Genomic DNA, 26,745 nt, shown 5'->3' with positions numbered 1-26,745 from the left:
CACAGTGGAGTCGCCGCGTGGCCGGACACGTAGCCGGAGCGACCCACAAATGCAGGCTATGCCGGTCGGGTGCTCAGGTAACCCCCAGAGCAGGTCCCCCTATCCGAGCGGTGACCCCTAGCGCGTCGCGCGCCGCAGGCGCTTTACCGGCCGGGCCGCCACGGCCTGGCCGGTAAAGTCGAGTGAATTGCCGTCAGTGAATGCCGAACTCGTCGCCGATCAGGCTGACGAGTTCTTCGGCGCTGGCCGAGGCGAGATCACGATCGTCGGACTCCGCGTCACCGGCGTCCGCGTCACCGTCTTCGAGTTTGGCCAACAGGATCCTCAGCCGGGCCACCATCGCGCCACGTTCGCCGTTGGCGGGTGGTCCGGCCTGTACCGCGTTCTCCAGGCTGTGCAGCGCCTTCAGCGCCGGTAGGGCGGGCCCGACCGGCTCGGGTTCGAAGTGCGTACCCAGGTGTTCGGCGAGGGCCAGCGGCGTCGGATAGTCGAACACCAGCGTCGCGGGCAGCCGTACCCCGGTGAGCGTGCTCAGCCGGTTGCGTAGGTCCACGGCCATCAGCGAATCGAAGCCGAGGTTCTTGAACGCCTTCCCCGCCGGCACCGCCCGGGTGGAGGGCAGTCCGGCGGCGGTGGCGGCCTCGGCACGTACGAGGTCCACCAACGCGGCCTCGCGCTCCGGCTCGGCCATCCTGCGCAGCCGGTCGCGCAGCGGGCCACCCGTGGTGGCGCTGGCCCGCGCCGGGCGCCGTCGCCCGCCTTCGGCGAGGTGGCGCAGCACGCCCGGCAGGTTCCCCGCCTGGTCGTCGCGGCCCGCCGCCGGGTCGAACCGGAACGCCACCACCGCTGCCTCGCCGGCGCCTGCGGCCGCGTCGAGCAGGTCGAGTCCCTGCGCCGGGTCGAGCGGGAGCAGGCCCGAGCGCGCGATCCGCTTGAGGTCCGAGCCCGCGAGCTGCGCGGCCATGCCGCCGCTCTCCGCCCAGGGACCCCAGCCGATCGACACCGCCGGCAGCCCGCCAGCCCGCCGACGTCGGCTGAGCGCGTCGAGGAAGGCGTTCGCGGCGGCGTAGTTCGCCTGCCCGGCGCCGCCGGTCGTGCCGGAGAGCGACGAATACATGACGAATGCCGCCAGGTCGGAGCCGGCGGTCAGCTCGTGCAGGTTCGTCGCGGCGTCCACCTTGGCGCGTAGCACCCGGTCGACACCCTCGGCGGTGAGCGACCCGATCAACCCGTCCTCCACCACGCCCGCCGTGTGCACGACCGCCGTCAGCGGATGTTCCTCGGGGATCTCGGCCAGCAGGGCGGCGAGCGCGGCGCGGTCCGCGACATCGCACGCGGCGAGCCGCACCTCGGCGCCGGCCTCGGTCAGTTCGCGCTGCAACTCCCGCGCGCCGGGTGCCTGCGCGCCGCGCCGGCTGGCGAGCAGCAGACGCCGTACCCCGTGGGTGCCGACCAGGTGGCGGGCGACGAGACCGCCGAGCATGCCGCTCGCCCCGGTCACCAGCACCGTGCCGGCCGACGGCCACCCGGCGGCAGCCGGCCGTCGGGGCAGCGCCACCAACCGGGGTACGAACAGTTTGCCGTCCCGGACCGCGATCTGTGGCTCCGCCGCCGCTTCGGCGAGCGCGAGCGCGCGGTGCACGGCGTCGCCGGCCGGGGCCGGGTCGTCGAGGTCCACGAGCACGATCCGGTCGGGATTCTCCAGCTGGGCGGAGCTGCCCACGCCCCAGGCCGTCGCGGCGGCGAGATCGCCGATGCCCTCGTCCTCGCGCACCTGCACCGCGCCACTGCCGCAGAGCACCAGCCGCGCGTCGGTGAGGCGCTTGTCGTCGATCCATTCGCGAACCAGGCCGAGGGCATGGTGCACGGCGGCGTGCACGGCTTCGGCGTCCTCACCTGTGGTACACGTCAGTGGCAACACGACGACCTCGGGCGCCACGCCGGTGGCACCGACCTCCGCGCGCAGCGCGGCCAGGTCGGGGTACCGCTGCGGCGGCAATTCGCCGTACCCGGAGTCGTCCGCGCCGATCACGGCCCAGCGCCGCGAGATGATCTCGCCGCTACCGGTCACCGGCGACGGCGTCCATTCCAGTCGGTAGAGGGAGCCCGGCTGGCCACCCGCCCGGCGCAGGTGCGCGGTCGACGCCTCCCGGACGACCAACGCGTCGACCGCGGCGACCGGCTGCCCGGCGTCGTCGGCGATCGTGATCGCCACCGCGTCCGATCCGGCATCGGTGATGCGCACCCGCAGGTTGGCCCTGCCGCGCTGGCTGAGGGTGACCCGTCGCCACAGGAACGGCAGCCGAGGCCCGCCCGTCCAGGTCTCGGACGTCCGGAACGCCAGGGCGTGCAGCGCGGCGTCGAGCAGGGCCGGATGCATGGCGTACCCGGCCGCCTCGCCGATTGTCTCGTCGGGCAGTGCCACCTCCGCGAGGACCTCGTCGCCGCGCCGCCACGCCGCCGTCAGGCCCCGGAAGGTCGGCCCGTAGTCGAAGCCGGACTCGGCCAGGCCCTCGTAGAAGCCGTCGAGGTCGACCGGCTCGGCGTCCACCGGCGGCCACGGGCGCGGCAGAACGTCCTCGGCGGGTGGCGACTCCGGTTCTGCGGTGAGCTGTCCCTCGGCGTTGCGGGACCAGTCCGCGGCGGCATCCGTCCGGGAGAAGACCGTGACCGGACGACGACCCTCGTCGTCGGCTCCGACGACGACCTGCACCTGCACGGTGCCCCGCTCGGGGATCATCAACGGGCTCTGGATCGCCAGTTCGTCGAGCGCCAGGTAGCCGAGGTGGCCACCGGCCCAGAGCGCCAGTTCCACGAAGCCGGTGCCGGGGAAGAGGACGGTGTCGGCCACGGCGTGGTGGGCCAGCCAGGGGTGGCCGGCCTGGGACAGCTCACCGGTGAAGAGCACCTCGCTGCCGGAGGCCGAGGCCACCCAGCCGCTGAGCAGCGGATGCCCGGTCGCCCCCAGTCCGGCCGGTAGCGCCGCCGCCCGCCCGACCACCGATGCGTCCGGCCAGTACCGCGACCGCTGGAACGGGTAGGTGGGCAGCGGAACGCGACGTGCCCCGCTGCCGGCGTACCAGGCCGGCCAGTCGATGGCCACGCCGTGCACGTGTGCCTGCGCGACCGCGCCGACCAGGGTCTCGACCTCGGGCTGCTTCGCCCGGGAGGTGCAGATGCAGGCCGGGCGGGCAGTGGCGCCGCCGGACGCGGTGTCGCGGGCGTCGACGCAGTCCTGCGCCAGGGCGGTGAGGACGCGGTCGGGTCCCACTTCGAGGAGCGTGCTGACGCCCTCCCCGGTGAGGGTCGCCACGCCGTCCGCGAAGCGCACCGGCTGGCGTACGTGCCGCACCCAGTACGCCGGATCGCAAACCTCGTCGGCGGAAAGGAGTGCGCCGGTCACGTTGGAGACGATCGGGATCCGGGGCGGGGCCAGCGAGAGCGCGTCGACCACCCGCGCGAACTCGTCGAGCATCGGCTCCATCAGCGGTGAGTGGAAGGCATGGCTGACCTTGAGCCAGCGGGTCCGGCGGCCGGCGGCGGTGAAGTGCTCGGCCATCCGCCGCAGCGACTCGGCCGGGCCGGAGACGACCAACGCCTGCGGCCCGTTCACCGCCGCGATCCCGACCGACCCGGCCTGCTCGCCGAGCACCTCGCCCAGGGCCGCCGCGACCTCGGCCTCGGCACCGGCGACCGCCAGCATCGCGCCGCCGTCGGGCAGTTCCTGCATCAGCCGGGCGCGGGCGGTGACCAGCGTGCAGGCGTCGGCGAGGGAGAGCACACCGGCCACGTGTGCGGCGCTGATCTCGCCGAGGGAGTGGCCCAACAGGTAGTCCGCGCGTACGCCCCACGACTCGAGCAGCCGGTAGAGCGCGACCTCGTAGGCGAAGAGCGCGGGCTGGGTGAGTCGGGTCTGGTCCAGCGCCCGCGCCGCGTCGGTGCCGGCCGCCGCGAAGGCCACCTCCCGCAGCCGCCACTCGCCGTGCTCGTCAAGGTGCCGGCAGGTCGCGTCGAATGCCTGCGCGAAGACGGGAAATGCCTGGTAAAGCTCGTGGCCCATGCCGGGGCGCTGGGCACCCTGGCCGGAGAAGAGCACGCCGAGGGTGCCGCTTACCGCCGTACCGGTGACCAGGTGCCGGGGTACCTCGCCGGAGCCGAACGCGGCGAGCCCGGCGAGTGCCTCGTCGCGGTCGTGCACGACCAGCGCGGCACGCTGCTCCAACGCCGCCCGCCCGGTGGCCGTCGAGTAGGCCACGTCGCGGATGCTCAGCTCGGGGTGTCGGCTCAGGTGCTCCCGCAGCCGGACGGCCTGTGCCCGCAGCGCGGCCTCGTCGTGTCCGGAGAGCAGCCACGGCACCACCGCCGGTGTGCCGGTGCCGGCTTCCGCTGTCGGCGTACCGATGCCGGCTTCCACTGCCGGCTCCGGCGCTGCCGGTGCCTGTTCGAGGATGACGTGGGCGTTCGTGCCGCTGACGCCGAAGGAGGACACCGCGGCCCGGCGCGGCCGGCCGGTCTCCGGCCACGGGCGGGCCCGGTCGAGCAGCCGTACGGCACCGGCGGTCCAGTCGACGTGCGAGGTCGGCTCGTCCGCGTGCAGCGTCCGCGGCAGCACTCCGTTACGCAGGGCGAGCACCATCTTGATGAGGCCGCCGACGCCGGCTGCGGCCTGCGCGTGCCCGATGTTCGACTTGAGCGAGCCGAGCCAGATCGGCTCGTCGGCAGGGCGGCCCTGCCCGTACGTCGCGATGATCGCCTGCGCCTCGATCGGGTCACCGAGCACGGTGCCCGTACCGTGCGCCTCGATCGTGTCCACGTCGGCGGTCGACAGGCCCGCGGCGGCGAGCGCCTGCGTGATCACCCGCTGCTGCGAGGGGCCGCTCGGCGCGGTGAGCCCGTTGGAGGCACCATCGGAGTTGATCGCCGATGCGCGCAGCACGGCCAGCACCTCATGTCCCTTGCGCCGGGCGTCCGCCAGACGCTCGACGAGAAGCAGCCCGACGCCCTCGGCCCAGCCCGTACCGTCGGCGTCCGCGCCGAACGCCTTGCACCGTCCGTCGGCGGCGAGACCGCCCTGCCGCTCGAAGTCGTCGAAGAGGAACGGGCTGGTCATGATCGCCACGCCGCCCGCGAGGGCGAGGTCGCAGTCGCCGGCACGCAGCGCGTGCACCGCCGTGTGCAGCGCGACAAGCGACGACGAGCAGGCCGTGTCGACGGTGACCGAGGGGCCCACCAGACCGAGCACGTAGGAGACACGGCCGGACACGACGCTGGTCGCCGTGCCGGTGACGCCGTACCCGGCCAGGCTCTCCGAGCCGCGCGGAAAGAGCGACGTGTACCCGGAGGCGGCCGAGCCGACGAAGACGCCCGTCCGGCTGCCGCGCAGCGAGGTCGGGTCGATACCGGCCCGTTCGAGCGCCTCCCAGGCGACCTCGAGCAGCAGGCGCTGCTGGGGATCCATGGTCAGCGCCTCGCGTGGGGCGATACCGAAGAATGCGGCGTCGAAGTCCGCTACGCCGGTGAGGAAGCCGCCCTGGCGCGGCGGAGTGTCAGCAGCCTCTGCCCAGCCGCGATCGGGTGGGAACCCGGTGACCGCGTCCCGCTCCCCCATGACGAGTTCCCAGAGTTCCTCGGGCGAGCCGACGCCGCCGGGGAACCGGCACGCCATGCCGACGATCGCCAGCTGGTCGTCGGCCTCGGCGGCGGTCGGCGTGACAGTCGCCGGTGCCGGCGACGCGGGGCCGGACCCGCCGAACAACTCCTGGTAGAGAAAGCGGCAGAGGTCCTCCGGGGTCGGGTGGTCGAAGACCAGGGTGGCGGGCAGCCGCATGCCGCTGGCCTGCGCCAACCGGTTGCGGAACTCGACCGCGGTGAGCGAGTCGAAGCCGAGTTCGCGGAAGGGCTGCCCGACCGGCACGGCATCCGGGTCAGCGTGCCCGAGCACGGTCGCGGCATTGCCGCGTACCAGTTGCAGCAGCGCCCGGTGGCGTTCGATCTCGGTACGGCCGGCGAGCCGCTGCGCGAGCGAGCCATCCTCGGCCGGCGCGCCGCCGCGCACGCTGCGCCGGGTGGGTGCCGGCACGAGCGCCCGCATTATCGCCGGCACCCGGGCCCCGCCGCGGGCGAGCGCCGCCGGGTCGAGCTTGGCCGGCACCAGGGTCGCGGCGGCGGCCTGGCTCGCGACGTCAAGCAGTGCCAGTCCCTCCTCCGTGCCCAGCGGCAGCACCCCGCCACGGCTGTAGCGCTGCATGTCCCGCTCGTCGATGCGGGCCGACTGCTCGCTGCGCTGTTCCCAGAAGCCCCACGCGAGCGAGGTGGCGGCCAGCCCGCGCGCCTGCCGGTGCTGGGCGAGGCCGTCGAGCATCGCGTTGGCGGCGGCGTAGTTGCCCTGCCCCGGGCCGCCGAGCGTGCCGGCGAGGGACGAGAAGAGCAGGAAGGCCGACAGGTCGAGGTGGCTGGTCAGCTCGTGCAGGTTGAGCGCGCCGTCGACCTTCGGCCGCAGCACCCGCTCGGTCTGCTCGGGGGTGAGGGACTCGATCAGGCCGTCGTCGAGCAGCGCCGCGGTGTGTACGACGCCGGTCAACGGATACTCGGCCGGAATGTCCTCGATGACCCGGGCGAGCGCCGCCCGGTCGGCCACGTCGCAGGCGGCGACCGTCACCCGCGCCCCAGCCCCGGTGAGCTCGTCGACCAACTCCCGCACCCCTGGCGCGTCCGCGCCGCGGCGGCTGGTCAGCACCAGGCTCGGCACGCCGTGCCGGGTGACCAGCCGGCGGGCCAGCAGGCCGCCGAGCATGCCGGTGCCGCCGGTGATCAGGACGGTGCCTGCGGCGGACCAGGGCTCGCGCGGCACGGTCAACACCGCCTTGCCGATCAGCCGGGCCTGGCTGAGCGCCCGGAACGCCTCTCGGGCCCGCCGGATGTCCCAGGTGGTGGCCGGCGGAGGTCGCAGCACGCCCCGCCGGAACAGGTCGGCGAGGGTCAGCAGCATCTCGTGGATGCGGTCGGCACCGGCCTCGATCAGGTCGTACACCCGGTACGCGACGCCCGGGTACTGGCGCGCGACCTCCTCGGGATCGCGCTTGTCGGTCTTACCCATCTCCAGAAAACGGCCGCCGCGAGGCAGCAACCGCAGGCCGGCGTCGACGAACTCGCCCGCCAGGCAGTCGAGCACGACGTCCACGCCGGCACCGCCGGTCGCGGCCAGGAAGCGCTGCTCGAACTCCACCGTGCGCGAGTTCGCGATGTGCTCGTCGGTCAGGCCGTTCGCGCGCAGGGCGGGCCACTTGCCGGTGCTGGCCGTACCGAAGACCTCGGCGCCGAGGTGGCGCGCGAGCTGCACGGCGGCCGTGCCCACGCCCCCGGCGGCGGCGTGCACCAGGACCGATTCGCCCGCGCGCAGGCCACCCAGGTCGACCAGACCGTAGTACGCGGTGAGGAACGCGACCGGCGCGGCGGCCCCCTGTTCGAACGTCCAGCCCTCGGGCAGCGGTACGAGCAGCCGCGCGTCGGCGATCGCCACCGGGCCGAAGACCTCGGGGCAGATGCCCATGATCCGGTCACCGGCGCGCAGGTCGGTCACCTCGGCACCGACCTCGGTGACGACGCCGGAGATCTCACCGCCCAGTCCGGTGAGCCCCGGAACAAGGCCCAGGGCGACGACCACGTCCTTGAAGTTCATGCCGATCGCGCGAACCGCCACCCGGACCTCGCCCGGTGCCAGCGGATCGAGCGCCTCCGGGTACGCAACCAGTTCCAGGCCCTCGATCGTGCCGGGACGCACGCTTTCCAGCCGCCAGGTCTCGGTCTGCGGCGGCGTAAGCAGCGCGGCGCTGTCGTACCGGCTGAGCTGGGGCAGCCAGGCCGTGCCGGAGCGGACGGCGACCTGGTCCTCCCCGGTGGCGAGGACCTGACCGAGTACCGCAAGCGACTCGTCCCGGCCGTCCAGGTCGACCAACCCGAAGCGGCCCGGGTGCTCGTTCTGCGCCGAGCGCAGCAGGCCCCAGACGCCCGCGCCGCCGAGGTCGGTCACATCGTCGCCGGGCTGCGCGGCGACCGCACCACGGGTCACCACGACCAGGCGGGTGCCGGGCTGCCTCGGCTCGGCGAGCCAGTCCTGGAGGAAGGCCAGCGTGGCGAGCACCGGCGACCACGCGGCACCGGAGCGCTCGGCCGGTACCTGATAGAGCAGCACCTCGGGGGTCTCCGCGAGGTCGGCGAGCTGGTCGACGACGGTCGCGTCCGGTAGCGCGGCGGCCAGCTCGCCGGTTTCGGTGCCGAGCACGGCGCAGCGCGGCGGTGCCGCGCCGAGGATGCCGGCCCGCCACTGGACCTGAAACAGCGCGTCGTTGCGACCGGACGCCGTGACGCCGCCCCGCAGCGGACGCACGACCAGGGAGTCGACCGAGGCGACCAGCTCACCGTCGTCGTCGGCGAGGACCAGACGTACGGTTTCCTCGGCCAGCAGCGCGGCCCGCACCCGCAGCCGGGTGGCACCGCTGGCGTGCAGCTCAACGCCGGACCAGGAGAACGGCAACCGTACGCCGTCGGTGCCTTCGCCGAGGGCGAAGAGCGAGTGCAGGGCGGCGTCGAAGAGGGCCGGATGCAGCTCGTAACGGCCCGCTTCGGCCTGCTGCCGGTCGGGCAGCCGCACCTCGGCGAAGACCTCGTTGTCGCCGCGCCACAGCGCTGCCAGCCCACGGAAGTCGGGTCCGTACTGGTAGCCGGCGGCGGTCATCCGCGCGTACGCGTCGTCGACGTCGATCGGCTCGGCACCGGCCGGCGGCCATTCGGCCGACGGTTCCAGCGCCGGCGGAAGGCTCCGCGCCGACAGTGCACCGGTGGCGTGCCGCGTCCAGCCGGCGACGCCGTCCTCGATCCGGGAGAAGATGGTCAGCTCGCGGATGCCCGACTCGTCGGCCTCGCCGACCCGGGTCTGGAGCACGACGGCGCCGGTCGCCGGAACCACCAACGGCGCGTGCAGAGTGAGCTCCTCGATGCGCCCGCAGCCGGCCCGGTCACCGGCGAGCACCGCCAACTCGACGAAGCCGGTACCGGGAAAGACCGCTGCATCGGAGACCGCGTGGTCGACCAGCCAGGGATGACTGCGCAGGGAGATCCGGCCGGTAAGCACCACGCCGTCGTCGTCCGCCATCGGCACCAGCGCGCCGAGCAGCGGATGGTCCACCGTGCCGAGGCCGACGGAGCCCACGTCGCCCCGGTGCGGTCGGGCCGTTGCCCAGTAGCGCTGGCGTTGGAACGGATACGTCGGCAAACCCACCTGACCACCCACACCCAACAACCCACCCCAACCCACACCCACACCACCCACCCACACCCGCCCCAACGACTCCACCAACCGACCCCAACCACCCTCACCCCGCCGCAACGACCCCACCACCACCGCATCAACACCCACATCATCCACCACCTCCTGCACCGACCCCACCAACACCGGATGCGGACTCACCTCCACAAACACCCGCCCACCCGCACCCAACGCCGCCCGCACCGCACCCTCAAACAACACCGGCTCCCGCACATTGCGCCACCAATACCCCGCCCCCAACTCCACCCCAGACACCACACCCCCGTCACCGACGAAAAAACGCCACCGACCCCACCCGCCCACACACCGACCCCAACCCCACCAACAACTCCTCCCGCACCACCTCCACCACCCCCGTATGACCCGCACCATTCGCCCCTCCACCACCCGAGCCCGCACACCATCACCCACACACCCCGCCACAAACTCCCGCACCAACCCCACCTCACCCGCCACCGTGCACCCCACCGGCGAATTCACCGCCGCCACCGACAACCCCGACCACCCCACCAACCGCCCCTCCAACACCGACCGCGACAACGACACCGACGCCATCGCCCCCAACCCCGCCAACCCCAACCACGCCCGCGACCGCACCACCACCACCCGCACCGCATCCGCCAAACTCACACACCCCGCCACAAACGCCGCCGCCACCTCACCCTGCGAATGCCCCACCACCCCCACCGGCTCCACCCCCACCGACCGCCACACCGCCGCCACCCCCACCATCACCGAAAACAACACCGGCTGCACCACATCAATCCGATCCAAACCCACCCCACCCACACCCCGCACCACATCCACCACCGACCAATCCACCCACCGCCCAAACTCCACCGCACACTCCCGCACCGCCACCCGAAACACCTCAGACGACTCCCACAACACCCCACCCATCCCCACCCACTGCGAACCCTGACCACCAAACACAAACACCACACCACCACCGGTGACCGGAGCGGCTACCGGTTCGTCGGCCGCCAGACCCTGCAACCTCGGCACCAGTTCCGCCCGGTCCGCACCCAGCACCACGGCCCGGTGCTCAAGCGCCGACCGGCGCGTGGCAAGCGTGGCGGCCACGTCGGCGAGCGGCGCCTCGGGCTGCTCCTGGAGCCAGGTGGCGAGCCGGCCGGCCTGGGCCCGTAGCGCCGCTTCGCTCTTGGCCGACAGCAGCAGCGGCAGCACCGGCAGCGGCAGCGGCGCGGCCTGCTCGGCCGCCTCGGCAGTCCCGGCCCGGCCCGCTGCCTCGGGCGAACCGGCCGGCTCGGCGGGCCCGGCCTGCTCCGTCGCCTCGGTGGGTGCCTGCTCGAGGATGACGTGGGCGTTGGTGCCGCTCACCCCGAACGACGAGACGGCCGCCCGGCGCAGTTCCACCTCGGGCCACGGCTGGGCCTCGGTGAGCAGGCGGACCGTGCCGGCCGACCAGTCCACGTGCGGCGTCGGCGTACTGACGTGCAGCGACCTGGGCATGAGCCCGTGGCGCATCGCCATCACCATCTTGATCACGCCGCCGACGCCGGCCGCGGCCTGGGTGTGGCCGATGTTCGACTTCAACGACCCGAGCCACACCGGCCGCTGTGCCGTGCGGGCCTGGCCGTACGTGGCGATCAACGCGTCCGCCTCGATCGGGTCGCCGAGGCTGGTTCCCGTGCCGTGCGCCTCGACCAGCTGGACGTCGGCGGCCGAGAGCCGCGCGTCGCCGAGCGCCTGACGGATCGCCCGCTGCTGCGCGGGTCCGTTCGGCGCGGTCAGGCCGTTGGAGGCACCGTCCTGATTCACCGCCGTGCCCCGGATCACCGCCAGCACCGGATGTCCCTTGCGGCGTGCATCTGCCAACCGCTCGACGAGCAGGATGCCCGCACCCTCGCCCCAGCCGGTGCCGTCGGCCGACGCGTCGAAGGCCCGGCACCGGCCGGTGGAGGAAAGCGCACGTTGCCGCGAGACCGCGACGAGCACGGCCGGGGTGGCCATGACGGTGGCACCACCCGCCAGCGCCAGGTCGCATTCGCCGTTGCGCAGCGCCTGAACCGCCAGATGCAGCGCCACAAGCGACGACGAGCACGCCGTGTCGACCGTCAGGGCCGGTCCCTCCAGGCCGAGGACATAGGAGAGCCGGCCGGACAGGACGCTGTTGGCCAGGCCCGTGGCCGCGTACCCGTCGACGCCCTCCGCTGATTCGGCGACCAGCGTGGCATAGTCCAGTTGGGACAGTCCGACGTAGACGCCGGTGCGGCTGCCGCCAAGCGAGGCGGCGTCGATGCCGGCCCGCTCGAGCGCCTCCCACGACGTCTCCAACAGCAGCCGCTGCTGCGGGTCCATCGCCTGCGCCTCGCGGGGCGAGATGCCGAAGAAGGCCGCGTCGAAGTCGGCGACGTCGGGCAGGAAACCACCCTCGCGCACATAGCAGGTTCCCGGCTTGTCGGGGTCCGGGTCGTAGAGCGCGTCCAGATCCCAGCCACGGTTGTCGGGGAACCCGCCGATGGCGTCGCGTTCCTCGGCGACCAGCCGCCAGAGATCTTCCGGCGAGTTCGCCTGCCCCGGGTATCGGCAGGCCATGCCCACGATGGCGATGGGCTCGCTCCTGGCCGCCTCCAGCTCCGCGAGCCGCTGGCGGGTCCGGTGCAGGTCGGCCGCCACCCACTTGAGGTAGTCGCGAAGCTGCTTCTCGTTGTCCATCGCAGTCACTCCCGGTTGTCTGTGGTGCCGCGGCTGCGCGGGGCGGGTGCCGTGGGTGCTGCCAGTCCCGGTGCCGTGGTGCTGTCAGTCCCGTCCGAACTCGGTTCGGATGAACTCGAAGATCTCGTCGTCGGTCGCGGAGTCGAGCTTGCTGGCCACGTCGTCACCGGTGGTCTCACCGGTCGTCTCGCAGGCGAGCACCAGGCTGCGCAGCCGGGTGGCGGCCTGCGAGCGCAGACCGTCGCCCGGCGCCAACTCGCCCAGCGCGGCCTCCAACTGGTCGAGCTGGGCCATCAGCGGCAGTCGTACCGTCGCGACGTCGCGCAGCAGCAGACCCTCGATGTGGCCGGCGAGCGCGGTGAGTGTCGGGTGGTCGAAGACGACAGCTGCGGAGAGCTGTACCCCGGTCGCGGCCACGAGGCTGTTGCGCAGCTCGACGGCGGTCAGCGAGTCGAACCCGATGTCCCGGAAGGAGCGGTTGGGGTCGAGTGCCTCGGGCGAGGGCAGGTCGAGAACCGCCGCTACTCGCTCGCCCACCAGCCGGAGCAGCGTGCGGGCCCGCTCCGGCTCGGGCGTGGCGGCGAACTGGCGCGCGAACGACTCCGCCGCCGGCTGCCCGCCGACGGCACGGCGCAGCTGCCGAGGGACGAGGCCGCGCAGCGCCGCCGGCAGCGTTCCCGCAGCGGCGTTGGCGCGCAGCACCGCCGCGTCGAGCCGCATCGCGACAAGCGCCGCAGCGCCGCCCGACCAGGCCGCGTCGAGCAGCGCCAGGCCCTCCTCGGCGCTCAGCGGCAGCACACCCGCCTGCGCGGTGCGCCGCAGATCCACCTCGCTGAGGGTGGCCGCCATGCCGGCCGCCGTGTCCCAGAGTCCCCAGGCGATGGCGGTGGCGGCGCGACCGGCGGCCCGCAGCTGCCGGGCGTACGCCTCCAGGAAGGCGTTCGCCGCGGCGTAGTTGGCCTGTCCCGGGCCACCCAACGTGCCCACCGCCGAGGAGAAGAGCACCAGCCGCGCACCCTGCGTACCGGCCAGCTCGTGCAGGTGCACCGCGGCGTCCACCTTGGCGCGCAGCACCGATTCGAGCCGCGGCGGGGTCAATGCGGTGACGACGCCGTCGTCGGTCACGCCGGCCACGTGCACCACCGCCGTCACCGGACGGTCGGCCGGCACACCGGCCAGCACGGCGGCGAGCGCGTCGCGGTCGGCCAGGTCGCAGGCGGCGAAGGTGACCGCCACGCCCCCGGCCGCCAACTCCTCGCGCAGCTGTGTCGCGCCCGCCGCCTGCGCGCCGCGCCGGCTGACCAGCAGCAGGTGGCGGGCATCATGCGCGGTGGCGAGGTGCCGGGTCACATGGCGACCGATGCCGCCGGTGGCGCCGGTCACGACGATTGTGCCGGCACCGTCCAGCGGCGCCTCGGTGGGCCGCTGTGCCGCCGCCACCCGGGTCAGCCGCGGTAGCAGCACCCGCGCGGCGCGTACCGCCACCTGCGGCTCCCCCGCCGCGAGCGAGATCGTGACCGCGGCGGCCAGCCGCTGCGCGCTGGTGTTCCGATCATCGATGTCGACCAGGACGAACCGGTTGGGGTGTTCCAGCTGCGCCGAGAGCAGCAGGCCGCGCGCGGCGGCCTGGGCCGGCTCGACGCGCTGCGGCTCGCCGGCCGCGACCGCGTCCCTGGTGACGAAGACCAGCCGCGATTCGGTGAGGCGCTCGTCGGCGAGCAACTGCTGGACCGTCGCGAGCGTCTGCCGCACGGTCTCGTGAACGGCGTCGACCAGATCGCCCGGGGCCGACCCGACCGGGACGATGACCAGCCGGGGCGCGGGTGCGTCATCGGCGAACGCATCGACCAGCTCCACCAGGTCGGCCGCGTCGATTGGATCAGCCGTGGTCGCCGGCTCGGGCGCGGGAACCCAGGTGAGTTCGTAGAGCGAGTCGCTGTCGACCGCGGCCTGCCCGGCCAGCGGCGCGGCCGGCGCCGGCCCCAGGCTCAGCCAGGCCGACGCGACCGCGGCCCCGGAGGGATCGCTCAGCTCCACGGCGACCTCACCCGGTCGCGGCACCGAAAGCCGTGCCCGGACGGCGGTCGCCCCGGCGGCGTGGCGGGAAACGCCGCGCCAGGCAACGGGAACGCGGCCCGGCTGCCCCTCGGCCACGCAGGCCAGCAAGGCCACGCCATCGACGAGCGCCGGATGCAGGGCGAAACGGTCGGCTTCGGGCTCCTGGTCGGCGGCGAGGGCAAGCTCGGCCACGACGTCGTCGCCGACCCGCCACACCGCCAGCACGGCGTCGCCGTACCCGCCGAGCTCCGCCGCGCCGGTGGGCGGCCAGGGCCCTGGCTCGGTGGCTGCTGCGGGGCCGGCCGCCGCCACGGTGCCGGCGGCGTTTGTGGTCCACGGCGCGTCCGGGGAACCGGTGCGGCGGGAGTGCACGGTGCAGGGGCGGTTACCGGCATCGTCCGGGGCACCGATCACCACCTGTACCTCAAGGTCAGTGTCCGGCGGCGCGGCGAGCGGTAGCCGTATCTCGAGTTCCCGCACCTGGCCGCAGCCGGTCGCCTCACCGGCCCAGAGGACCAGCTCCGGCAGGGTGCCGGCCAGGGCCGCCTGCTCGGCGGTGATCCGACCGGTGAAGAGGCGGCCGTTCAGCTCCGGCAGGTCCACGCCGGCGGTGAGCAGCGGATGGCCGGTGCCGGCGATCCCGGCGGCCGACAGGTCAGCCGTGGCCGGTGTCGCGGGCAGCCAGTAGTGCCGGTGCTGGAAGGCGTAGGTGGGCAGGTCGACGCGACGCGCACCGGTGCCGGCGAAGACCTGCGTCCACTCGACGGGCACGCCCCGGGCGTGCATCGCGGCGACTGCCGCCAGCACCGACGCCGCCTCGTCGCGGTCGCGCCGCGCCGCCGCCAGGACCGCCACGTCGGCGTCGCCGACGCAGTCCGTCGCCATCCCGGCAAGCACGCCGCCGGGCCCCAGCTCCACCAGGGTCGCCGCGCCGCGCCCGACCGCAGTGGTCACGCAGTCGGCGAATCGTACGGCTGCCCGCACCTGGCGTACCCAGTAGTCCGGCGTGCACAGCTCTTCGCCGGCCACCCGACCGGTCAGGTTGGACACCACGGTCAGCGCCGGTGGGTGGAACTCGACCTGGGACAGCAGCTGCGCGAAGTCGGCGAGCATCGGCTCCATCAGGGCCGAGTGGAAGGCGTGCGACACCGCCAGGCGACGGCTGCGGCGGCCGAGTTGCTCGACCTTCGCCACCACCTCCGAGACCGCGCGCTCGACACCGGAGAGCACCACCGACGACGGGGCGTTGACCGCAGCCACCGAGACACCGTCCACAAGCAACTCGGTGACCTCTGCCTCGGAGACTTCGACCGCGACCATCACTCCGCCCGGCGGCAGTTGCTGCATGAGGTGCCCCCGCGCCGCGACCACCCGGCAGGCGTCGGCGAGCGACCAGACGCCCGCCACGTACGCCGCCACCAGTTCACCCACGGAGTGACCCAGGACGAAGTCGGGCCCGATCCCCCACGATTCGAGCAGCCGCAAGAGCGCCACCTCCACGGCGAAGAGCGCCGGCTGGGCGTACTCGGTGCGTTGGAGGTCGGCCCCGTCGTCCCCCCAGATCACTTCCTTGAGCGGGCGGCCGAACACCGCGTCGAACTCGCCGCACACCTCGTCGAAGGAGCGCGCGAACACGGGAAAGGTCGAGTACAGCTCCCGGCCCATCCCCAGTCGCTGCGAACCCTGACCGGAGAAGAGAAAGCCCAGGCGTCCGTCGTCGGGTCCACGGCGGACGACGCCGGTCGCGTCGGCATCCGAGGCGAGGGCGGCAAGCCGTCGCCGCAGCGTCTCGCGGTCGTTCGCCACGATCACCGCGGAGCGGTCCAGCACGCCGCGGGTGACGATCGAGGACCAGGCCACGTCCAGCGGGCGTACCTGCGGACGCTCGGCGAGCCAGGCGTCCAGCCGCGCCGCCTGGGCGCACAGTCCCGCCGCATCGTGGCCGGAGACCACCACAGCCGCCGGCCGTTCGACGTGCGGCTGCGGTTCCTCGTCCACGGTCGGCTGGTCGGTCGGTGCCTGCTCGACGATGACGTGCGCGTTGGTGCCGCTGATGCCGAATGCGGAGACGCCAGCCCGCCGCGGGTGGCCGTTGCTCGGCCAGTCCCGCGCCTCGGTCAGCAGTTCCACCGCGCCCGACGACCAGTCCACCTGCGGCGTCGGCTCGTCCACGTGCAGCGTCTTCGGCAACACCCCCGCACGCATCGCCATCACCATCTTGATCATGCCCGCCACACCCGCCGCAGCCTGGGCGTGCCCGATGTTCGACTTGACGGAACCGAGCCACAACGGTCGATCCGCCGGTCGGTCCTGCCCGTAGGTCGCCAGCAACGCCTGCGCCTCGATCGGATCGCCCAACGTCGTGCCGGTGCCGTGCGCCTCCACGACATCCACCTCGGCCGCAACGACGCCCGCGTTCACCAGCGCCTGCCGAATCACCCGCTGCTGGGAGGGTCCGTTCGGGGCGGTCAGGCCGTTCGAGGCACCGTCGGAGTTCACCGCCGAGCCTCGGATCACCGCCAGGACGGGGTGCCCGTTGGCTCGGGCGTCGGAGAGCCGCTCCACGAGCAGGACACCGACGCCCTCGGCAAGCGCGAACCCGTCGGCGGCGGCGGCGAAGGACTTGCAGCGGCCGTCCCGGGCCAGCCCACGCTGGCGGCTGAACGCGATGAAGGTGGTCGGGTCGGCCATCACCGTGACACCGCTGGCCAGCGCGAGATCACACTCGCCGTTGCGCAGCGCCTGTGCCGCCAGGTGCACCGCCACGAGTGACGACGAACAGGCCGTGTCGACCGACATCGCCGGCCCCTCCAGGCCCAGCGCGTAGGCGACCCGCCCCGAGACGACCGCCGGCGGGGCGGTGACCAGGTAGCCCTCCAGGGCGCCACCGGCGTTGCGCAGCCGGGTACCGTACGCCTGGTCGGTCACCCCGACATACACGCCGGTACGGCTGCCGCGCAGCGACCTCGGCGCGATGCCGGCCCGCTCAAGCGCCTCCCAGGACGACTCCAGCAGCAGCCGCTGGTGCGGGTCCATCGCCTGCGCCTCGCGGGGCGAGATGCCGAAGAACTCGGCGTCGAAGTGGCCGGCGTCGGCCAGGAAGCCTCCGTGGTCGACGTAGCTGGAGTCGGCGCGGTCCGGGTCGTGGTCGATGAGCCGGTCCAACGGCCAGCCCCGGTCGGTGGGGAACGGCGTGACAAGGTCGGCCTCCTCGCTCACCGCCCGCCACAGCTCCTCCGGCGAGGTGACGCCGCCGGGATAGCGGCATGCCATCGCGACGATCGCAACGGGCTCATCCTGATCGACGCGGATCACGGTCGCCGGTGTGGCCGCCGGCACGTGGTCGGCGGCCAGCTGGCCCGCCAGGAAACCGGCGAGGGCGGTCAGGTTGGGGTGGTCGAAGACGAGCGTGGCGGGCAACCGCAGCCCGGTCACGGTGTTCAGCCGGTTGCGCAGCTCGACCGCGGTGAGCGAGTCGAAGCCGAGGTCCTTGAAGGCGCGTGCACCGTCGACGGCGCCGGTGTCCTGGTGGCCGAGGACCGCGGCGACCTGTTCGGCCGCCACGTCGCGCAGGGTACGCAGGCGGTCCGCGTCGTTAAGCGCGGCCAGCCGCGTGGCCAGCGCGGATTCGGCCGGCTCGTCCTCGGCCGGCGCCGTACGCTCCGCCCGCGCCTCGGGCAGTTCGTCGAGCAGGCGACTGGGCCGCTCCGACTCGAAGAGCGAAACGAACCGGGGCCAGTTGACGGCGGCGAGGATCACGAAGGTCTCGTTCTCCGCGAGGAGCCGGTCGAGCCCGGCGATGGCGAGCTGCGGGTCGACCAGGCTCAGCCCGCGCCGCGGCAGGGTGTCGTGGATCGGGTCCTCGGCCATGCCGGGGCCGTCCCACGGCGGCCAGGCCACCGACAGGGTGGGTACACCTGCCGCACGGCGCCACTGGGCGCGGGCGTCGAGTACGGCGTTGGCTGCGGCGTACACACCGTGGTCGCCGGCGCCCCACACGCCGCTGATGGAGGAGAAGTAGACCACCGCGTCGAGCTGTTCCGGGTCGAGGACCGCCTCGACGTTCTCGATGCCACCCACCTTGGCCGCCAGGGTGACGTCGAGGTCGGCGAAGCTGGTCTGCGCCAGCGGTCCGAGCACCCCGTCGCCGGCCGCGTGCATGACCGCCCGGATTCGCTCCCCGCCGCGTTGCACCTGCGCGACCACCGCCTCGACGCTGGCCCGGTCCGCCAGGTCGCAGGCGAACACGCTCACCCGTACGCCCAGCTCGGTCAGCTCGGCGACCCGCTCGGCGGCGCCCGGTGCCGCCTCGCCACGGCGGCTCAGCAACACCAGGTGTTCCGCGCCCGCGCGGGCCAGCCAGCGGGTGACGTGGCCACCGAGGCCACCGGTACCACCGGTGATCAGCACGGTTCCGCGTGGCCGCCAACCGTCGCCCGCGCCGCGCGGGCCGGTGGCACGGACGAGCCGGCGGCCGAAGACACCCGAGGGGCGCAGCGCCACCTGGTCCTCGCCGTCGTCGCTCAGCAGCACCCCGACCAGCCGCTCTGCGGTCCGGGCGTCGATCGTCCCGGGCAGGTCGACCAGGCCGCCCCAGCGCCTGGGGTGCTCCAGGGCGGCGACCCGGCCGACCGCCCAGACGGCCGCCTGTCCCGGGTTGACCGGTCCGGCGTCGTCGGGGGTGCCGACCGCGCCGCGCGTGAGGCACCACATCGGGGCCGCCACGTCTGCCTCGCCGAGTGCCTGAAGCAGCACGAGGGTGAGCGCCAGCGCCAGCGGCGTACCCGGTTGGCGCGGGTGCGCGGCGGTTGGTAGGCCGGTGAGCGAGAGCACGCCGGCCGGCTCGATGCCGTCCACCGCCGCACGGATCCGGGCGGTGAGGCCCGCCGAACTGAGGGTCGGGCCCTCCTCGGCGATGTCCGACTCGTCGACGGTGAGCGTCACCGCGTCGCCGGCCCACTCGGGCAGGGCGTCGAGGAGAGCGGCCACGAGTTCGTCCTGCGCCAGCTCCGTCGGCACCACCAGCAGCCAGGTGCCGGCCGGCGCGACGGGGCGCGACTCGGGCCGGCGCCGCCAGTCGATGTAGTGGCGCCACGAGTCGAGGGTGGCGCGCTCCCGCCGGTCGCGACGCCAGGCCGAGAGCGCGGACAGCACGTCCGGTACCCGCTCCTCGCCGGAGAGACCGAGCGTGCGCGCCACCCCGTCGAGATCCTGCTCCTCGACCGCGCGCCAGAAGCGATCGTCCGCCGGGTCGCCGCCGGTCGCCGCCGCTGCCGCGCGCTGCGGCCAGTAGCGGCGGCGCTGGAAGGCGTACGTGGGCAGTTGCACCCGCGTCGGGCGGTGCCCCGCGAAGGCGGCCGTCCAGTCGACGTCGACGCCGTTGACGAAGAGTTCGGCGACCGACGTGAGCATCCGCGCCAGGCCACCCGCACCGCGGTGGAGGGTGCCCGCGTACACCGGCTCGACGTCGAGGTGCTCGACCGTCTCGGCGATCGGTACCCGCAGCACGGGGTGCGGGCTCACCTCGACGAAGACCCGATGACCCTGTTCGACGAGGCGCGTGACCGCTGGTTCGAGGCGTACCGGCTCCCGCAGGTTGCGATACCAGTAGTCGGCGTCGAGGGCCGCCGTGTCGATCCGGTCGGCGGAGACCGTCGAGAAGAACGGCACCCGGCTCGCCTCGGGCCGCACCGGTTCGAGCGCCCGCAGGATCTCCTCGCGGATCCGCTCCACCTGGGGCGAGTGCGACGCGTAGTCCACGTCGATCCGGCGGGCCCGGACGCCCCGCCCCTCGGCCTCGACGATCACCTCTTCCAGTTCCGGCCGGCCGCCGGAGACGACGACCGAGGAGGGTCCGTTCACGGCCGCCACGGCGACGGCCCCGTCCCACCGTTCGAGCCACTGCTCGACGTCGGACCGGGCGGCGGCGAGCGAGACCATGCCGCCGCTGCCGGCCAGCACGGTGATGGCCTTCGCCCGCAACGCCACCACCCGCGCGGCATCATCGAGCGACAGCGCGCCGGCCACGCAGGCCGCAGCGATCTCGCCCTGCGAGTGGCCCACCACGGCGGCCGGCCGCACGCCGTACGACCGCCAGAGTTCGGCGAGCGAGACCATCATCGCGAACAGCACCGGCTGGACCACGTCCACCCGGTCGAGTTCGGCCCCCTCGGGGTCGCGGGCGACGTCGGTAAGTGACCAATCCACGTACGGCGCCAGGGCCTGCTCGCACTGCGCCCAGCGCGCGGCGAAGACCGGCGAGGTGTCCAGCAGTTCGGCCGCCATGCCCGCCCACTGCCCGCCCTGTCCGGGGAACACCCAGACCGGTCCGGGTCCGGCGAGGCCGGCCTCCCCGGTCAGCGCCGAGGACAACGGTTGTCCCTGCGCCACCGCCCGCAGGCCGGCCGCGAGTTCGTCGCGGTCATGGCCGAGCACGACGGCCCGGTGCTCGAAGACGGCGCGCGACGCGAGCAGCGCCTGACCGACGTCGGCGGCGGAGCCGGCCGCGTCGCCGACCGCCCAGTCGGCCAGCCGCGCCGCCTGCTCGCGCAGCGCCTGCCGGCTACGTCCGCAGACGATCCACGGCCGGACCAGGCCGTCCGGCGGCTCAGCGGCAGGTGCCCGATCGGCCTGCGGTGCCTGCTCGATCACGACGTGGGCGTTGGTCCCGCTGACCCCGAAGGCGGACACCCCGGCCCGGCGCGGGGTCTGCGTCCGCGGCCATGGCCGGTTCTCGGTGAGCAGCCGCACCGCGCCGGCCGACCAGTCCACCCGCGGCGTCGGCTCGTCCACGTGCAGCGTGCGCGGCAGCAGCCCGTGACGCAGTGCCTGCACCATCTTGATGACACCGCCCACCCCGGCGGCGGCGCCGGAATGGCCGATGTTCGACTTGAACGAGCCGAGCCAGAGCGGATGCTCGGCCGGGCGGTCCTGCCCGTAGGTCGCCAGCACCGCCTGCGCCTCGATCGGGTCACCGAGCGCGGTTCCGGTGCCGTGCGCCTCCACGACGTCCACCTCGGCGGCGGCGAGACCGGCGTTGGCGAGCGCCTGCCGGATGACCCGCTGCTGCGACGGACCGTTCGGCGCGGTGAGGCCGTTGGAGGCGCCATCCTGGTTGGTCGCCGAGCCGCGGAGCACGGCGAGGATCTCGTGGCCGTGGCGCCGGGCGTCGGACTGCCGCTCGACCAGCAGGATGCCGACGCCCTCGGCCCAGTTCGTGCCGTCGGCCCCGGCGGCGAAAGCCTTGCAGCGACCGTCGGCGGCGAGGCCGCCCTGCTGGGCGAAGTCGACGAAGGCGCTGGGGCTGGACATGACCGACACGCCGGAGACGAGCGCCAGGTCACAGTCGTCGTTGCGCAGCGCCTGGGCCGCCAGGTGCAGCGCGACCAGCGACGACGAGCAGGCCGTGTCGACGGTCACGGCGGGACCCTCCAGGCCCAGCGAGTAGGCGATCCGGCCGGAGGCCACGCTCGCCGCGGTGCCGACCATGCCGTACCCGTCGGCCTCGGGGACACCGTCGACCACCCGGCCGTAGTCGGAGCCCGCGACACCGGCGAAGACCCCGGTGCGGCTGCCCCGCAACGATCGTGGGTTGATACCGGCCCGTTCGAGCACCTCCCAGGCCGCCTCCAGCAGGATGCGCTGCTGCGGGTCCATCGAGAGTGCCTCACGCGGCGAGATGCCGAAGAAGGCGGCGTCGAAGCTCGCGGCGTCGGGCAGGAAGCCACCTTCCAGCGCGAGCGGCCGTCCTTGCGGGCCGAGGTCGACCGCACGCAGCGCGGAGAAGTCCCAGCCACGGTCGGTGGGGAAGGGGGCGACTCCGTCGCGGCCTTCGACGACGAAGTCCCACAGTTCCTCCGGACCGTCGATACCGCCGGGGTACCGGCACGCCATGCCGACGATGACGACCGGGTCGTCCGTCCCGGCGGACGACCTGGCCGCCGGCACGACGGCAGTATCCCGCTCGCCGAGCAACTGCGTGCGCAGGTACGCCGCGACCGCCTCCGCCGTCGGGTAGTCGAAGAGCAGGGTCGCCGGCAGCCGGAGACCGGTGCCGGCGGCCAGCCGGTCGCGCAGCCGTACGGCCGTCAGCGAATCCAGTCCGAGCTCCTGGAACGGCCGGTCGGCGGGGATGGCGTCGGCCGACTGGTGTCCCAGCACGACTGCGGTGCCGGTCCGGGCGAGTTCCAGCAGGCGGTGGTCGATCTCGGCGGCGTCGCCCGAGACAAGGTCGTCGCGGGCGTCGGCTGGCGCCGGCTGCCGCCGCTGCTGCTCGGCGAGCGCCGACCGGACCTGCGCCAGGTCGCCGATCAGCGGACGGGCGCGCAGGCTGGTGAAGGCCGGGCCGAACCGGGTCCAGTCGATGTCGGCCAGCAGCGACGCCCCGCCGTGGGCGAGCAGGTGTCCCGCCGAGGCGAGCGCGGGCACGATCGGAACCGGCCGCAGTCCGAGGTCGCCGGCACCGGCCGACGTCGGCTCGCCGGTGTCGGCGGAGGACCAGTGGCTCCAGGCGATGCAGCTCACCTCGACCGCGTCGGCCCGGTCACGTCCGGCGAGTGACTCCAGGTAGCCGTGGGCGATGGTGTGCAGGATGTCGTCGCTGCCGCCCCACACGCCGGCCAGCGACGAAAAGAGCACGAGCCGCTCCAGGTCCGGGGTGAGCGCGGCGTCGGCGAGCATGGTGACGAGGCCGATGCGGGCCCGCGCGGCGGACCCGAGTTCGGCCGGTGCCGCCTGGTCGAGACGGGTCGGGCCGTTCGGCTCGGGTACGTTGCCGTCGATGTGCAGGATCGCGGTGACCGGGCGCTGCGGCGGCACCGCGGCGAGGACGGCGCGCAGCGAGTCGGGATCCGTGGCGTCCCAGCGTGCCACCTCGAAGTCGCCGTCGAGTTCAAGATCTTCGCCCGGCGCCAGCAGCACGTGGCGTGCGCCGTCGGCAGCCAGCCACCGCACCAGTTCGGGCGTGATCCCACCGAGGTCGCCGGTGACAAGCGTGGTGCCCGTGCCGGTCCACGGCGGGGCGTCCGGTGCCGGTTCGGCACGGTGGGCGAGGCGGCGCGCGAAGATGCCGGCACCCCGGATCGCCAGCTCGTCCTCGCCGGCCGCGTTGCCGATCGCGGCGGCGAGCAGCGTGGCCACCCGCTCGTCGACCTCGACCGGCACGTCGACCAGGCCGCCCCACCGGCTGGGGAACTGCCCGGCGGCAACCCGGCCCAGTCCCCACAGCAGCGACGCCGCGCCCGGGTCGGGCGACTCCGTACGGTCCGCGGTCACCGCCTCCCGGGTGACGATCCACAGTGGTGCCTGGACGCCAGCGTCGCCCAGACCTTGCAGCAGGGCCACCGTCGCGGCCAGGGGCTCCGGCGGTTCGGCGAGCGCCAGCAGCGACAGCACCCCGGTCGGCGGCGTACCAGCCGGCAGGCGTTGCGCCACCTCGACGCGGTCGAGCAGCTGCCCCACAGGCACAGGCAGCAGCACGGTGGTGTCGCCGTGCCGGTCGAGGGCGCGCAGCACGGCAGAGACGGTGGGATCTTCCGTATCGTCCGGCACGATCACCAGCCAGTGGCCGGGTGACCGCTGCGGGGTGAGGTCGGCAAGCGGTGCCCAGGCGATCTGGTAACGCCACCGGTCGGTGGGGGCCGCATCGGCTGCCGCGCCACCGGCCCGTCCGGCCGTCGGGTTTGCGGGAAGCCAGAACCGTTCGCGCTGGAACGGATAGGTGGGCAGGTCGACCTGGACGTCGGTCGGGCCGCCGAGGACGGCCTGCCAGTCCACCGGCACGGCACGTACGTGCAGTTCGGCCGCAGCCGTGAGGGCGCTGAGCGCCTCGGGGCGGTTCTTCTGGAGTGCGACGCCGAGCGACGCGGCCGGCACCAGGTCACGGTAGTAGTCCTGCACCATGGCGGTGACCCCACCGTCGGGGCCGAGTTCCACGGTCGCCGTGACACCCTGGGCGGCCAGATAACGCATGTCGTCGTGGAAGCGCACGGTTTGGCGTACGTGCTGCACCCAGTAGTCGACCGAGGCGACCTCCTCGGCCGTCAACGCCTCGCCGGTCAGGTTGCTCACCAGCGGGATCGCCGGGGGGTGGAAGGTCACCCGCTCGACCACCTCGCGGTACGCGTCCAGCATCGGCTCCATCCGCACCGAGTGCGAGGCGCGGCTGATCCGCAGCGACCGGGTGCGGTGCCCGCGCGCCGCGCAGAGCTCCGCCACCCGCAGCGCGGGTTCCTCGTCGCCGGAGATGACCACCGACGTGGGTCCGTTGACGACGCCGACGTTGACCCGGCCGTTGACGCCCGCCTCGGCGAAGATCGCCGGCAGCTCTGTCTCGGCGATCTCGACGGCGATCATCGCCCCGCCCGGCGGGGTCGCGTGCATGAGCCGCCCTCGGCTCGCGACCAGCAGGCAGGCGTCGTCAAGCGAGACGATGCCGGCGGCGTGTGCCGCACTCAGTTCCCCGGTCGAGTGGCCCAGCACGAAGTCGGGCCGTACGCCCCAGTGCTCGAAGAGGCGGAAGAGGGCGACCTCCAGCGCGAACACCGCAGGGTAGGTGTAGCTGATCTGGTCGACCAGCGGCCCGTCCGCGCCGGATCGTCCGCCGAAGACGACGTCGGGTAGCGGGTGATCCAGGAGCGGGTCGACGCGGGCGCACACCTCGTCGAACGCCTCGGCGTAGACCGGGTAGGTCTGGTACAGCTCGCGGCCCATGCCGACCCGTTGCCCGCCCTGGCCGGTGAAGAGGAACGCCAGTTTGCCGGTGGTGGCGGTGCCGGTGACCACGCCGGGGTGCTCGGCGCCGCGCGCCAGGGCGGCCAGGCCGGCGTCGAGGCTCGCCGCGTCGCCGATGACGACGGCGCGGTCGCGCAACGGCGTGCGGGCCGCCAGGGCGGCGGCGACCTCCGAGAGCGCCGGGCCGTCGCCGGTCGCGAACGGCCGAAGCTGCCTGGCCCGGGCGCGCAGCGCCGGTTCGCCCAGGCCGACAGCAACCACGCGACCGGACCGGCCGGCGGCTCGTTGCGCGCCGTCGGACCCGCCGGTCGCTCCGGCCCGGTGGCCGACGCGGTGGCCGACGCGGTCTCCGGCCCGGTCGCCGGCCCGGTGGCCGACGCGGTGGCCGACGCGGTGGCCGGCCCGGTGGCCGACGCGGTGGCCGACGCGGTGGCCGACGCGGTGGCCGACGCGGTGGCCGGCCCGGTGGCCGGCGCAGTGGCTGACGCGGTGGCCGGTTCGGTGGCCGGCGCGGTGGCCGGCGCAGTGGCCGGCGCAGTGGCCGGCGCGGTGGCCGGCGCGGTGGCCGGCGCGGTGGCCGGCTCGTCGGCGGATTCGAGGATCACGTGGGCGTTGGTGCCACTGATGCCGAACGACGAGACGGCCGACCGCCGTGGCCGGCCGGTACGCGGCCACTGCCGCTCCTCGGTCAGCAGCCGCACGGTCCCCGCCGACCAGTCGACCCGGGGCGTGGGCTCCTCGGCGAAGAGGGTGCGCGGCAGGACGCCCTCGCGCATGGCGTGGACCATCTTGATGATGCCGGCGATGCCGGCCGCCGCCTGCGTGTGGCCGATGTTCGACTTGATCGAGCCGAGCCAGAGCGGCTGATCGGCGGCACGCTGTGCACCGTAGGTGGCGATGAGCGCCTGCGCCTCGATCGGGTCGCCGAGCTTCGTGCCGGTGCCGTGCGCCTCGACCGCGTCGATCTGGCCGGCGCTGAGCCCGGCGTCCTTGATGGCCTGCCGGATCACGCGTTCCTGCGCCGGCCCGTTCGGGGCGGTCAGGCCGTTCGAGGCCCCGTCGGAGTTGATCGCGGTGCCGCGGATCACCGCGAGCACCGGGTTGCCGTCGCGCCGGGCGTCAGCGAGGCGGCGCAGCAGCAGCATGCCGACGCCCTCACCCCAACCGGTGCCGTCGGCAGCCGCACCGAAGGCCTTGCATCGGCCGTCGCCGGCCATGCCGCCCTGGTTCGCCATCTCGGTGAAGACGTCCGGCACCGCCATCACGGCCGCGCCGCCGACCAGCGCCAGCGAGCATTCACCCGCGCGCAGCGATCGTACGCCGAGATGGAGCGCGACAAGCGACGACGAACAGGCCGTGTCGACCGAGAGGGCAGGCCCCTCCAACCCGAGCAGGTAGGCCAGGCGGCCGGAGGCGACGCTACTGGTGGTGCCGGTGATGAGGTGGCCCTCCACCTCCTGGAGCGCCTCGTCGTCGCGCGGGCCGTAGCGCTGGTCGGCCAGGCCGACGAAGACCCCGCTGTCGGTGCCGCGCAGCGCGGCCGGATCGAGCCTGGCCCGCTCGATCGCCTCCCAGGCCGTCTCCAGCAGCAGCCGCTGCTGCGGATCCATGGCCAGCGCCTCGCGGGGCGAGATACCGAAGAACGCGGCATCGAACCGGGCGGCGTCGTAGAGGAAGCCGCCCTCGCGCCGGAATCCGCGTAGCCGGTCGACGTGCCAGCCCCGGTCGGTGGGGAACGCCCCGATGGCGTCGCGGCCCGCGCGGACGAGCTGCCACAGCTCCTCGGGGGTGGCTGCGCCGCCCGGATAGCGACAGGCCATGGCCACGATCGCGACCGGCTCGGACTCCGCCGACTCGAGCTGGTGCAGCCGCTGACGAGCCCGGTGCAGGTCGGCGGTGACCCGCTTGAGGTAGTCGACGAGCTTCTCGTCATTCACCACTGCGATCAACTC

The 26,745-nt window shown here is 73.9% G+C and carries 2 protein-coding genes and 1 pseudogene; all 3 read right to left on the bottom strand.

Annotation, left to right across the window (positions count from 1 at the left end; genetic code table 11):
- Nucleotides 1–193 precede the first annotated feature (193 nt).
- The gene (locus tag QQG74_RS13735; RefSeq protein ID WP_341720664.1) at nucleotides 194–12,004 is read right to left on the bottom strand and encodes an SDR family NAD(P)-dependent oxidoreductase; all 11,811 of its coding nucleotides are present in this window, start codon (nucleotides 12,002–12,004) and stop codon (nucleotides 194–196) included.
- Between the two features lie 84 nt (nucleotides 12,005–12,088).
- Nucleotides 12,089–25,054 carry a type I polyketide synthase gene (locus tag QQG74_RS13730; RefSeq protein ID WP_341720663.1) on the bottom strand — a complete coding sequence of 4,322 codons (12,966 nt, stop codon included), beginning with the start codon at nucleotides 25,052–25,054 and terminating at the stop codon, nucleotides 12,089–12,091.
- Between the two features lie 332 nt (nucleotides 25,055–25,386).
- Nucleotides 25,387–26,733, bottom strand: a pseudogene (locus QQG74_RS13725) (beta-ketoacyl synthase N-terminal-like domain-containing protein); the annotation flags it as partial.
- Nucleotides 26,734–26,745: the final 12 nt, after the last annotated feature.

The organism is Micromonospora sp. FIMYZ51 (assembly GCF_038246755.1).
GTDB lineage: Bacteria > Actinomycetota > Actinomycetes > Mycobacteriales > Micromonosporaceae > Micromonospora.
This window is presented reverse-complemented; position numbering and strand designations above follow the sequence as displayed.

Excerpts from the sequence above, each read along its gene's own strand:
- QQG74_RS13735 (WP_341720664.1), bottom strand. The coding sequence starts at position 12,004 with ATGGACAACGAGAAGCAGCTTCGCGACTACCTCAAGTGGGTGGCGGCC.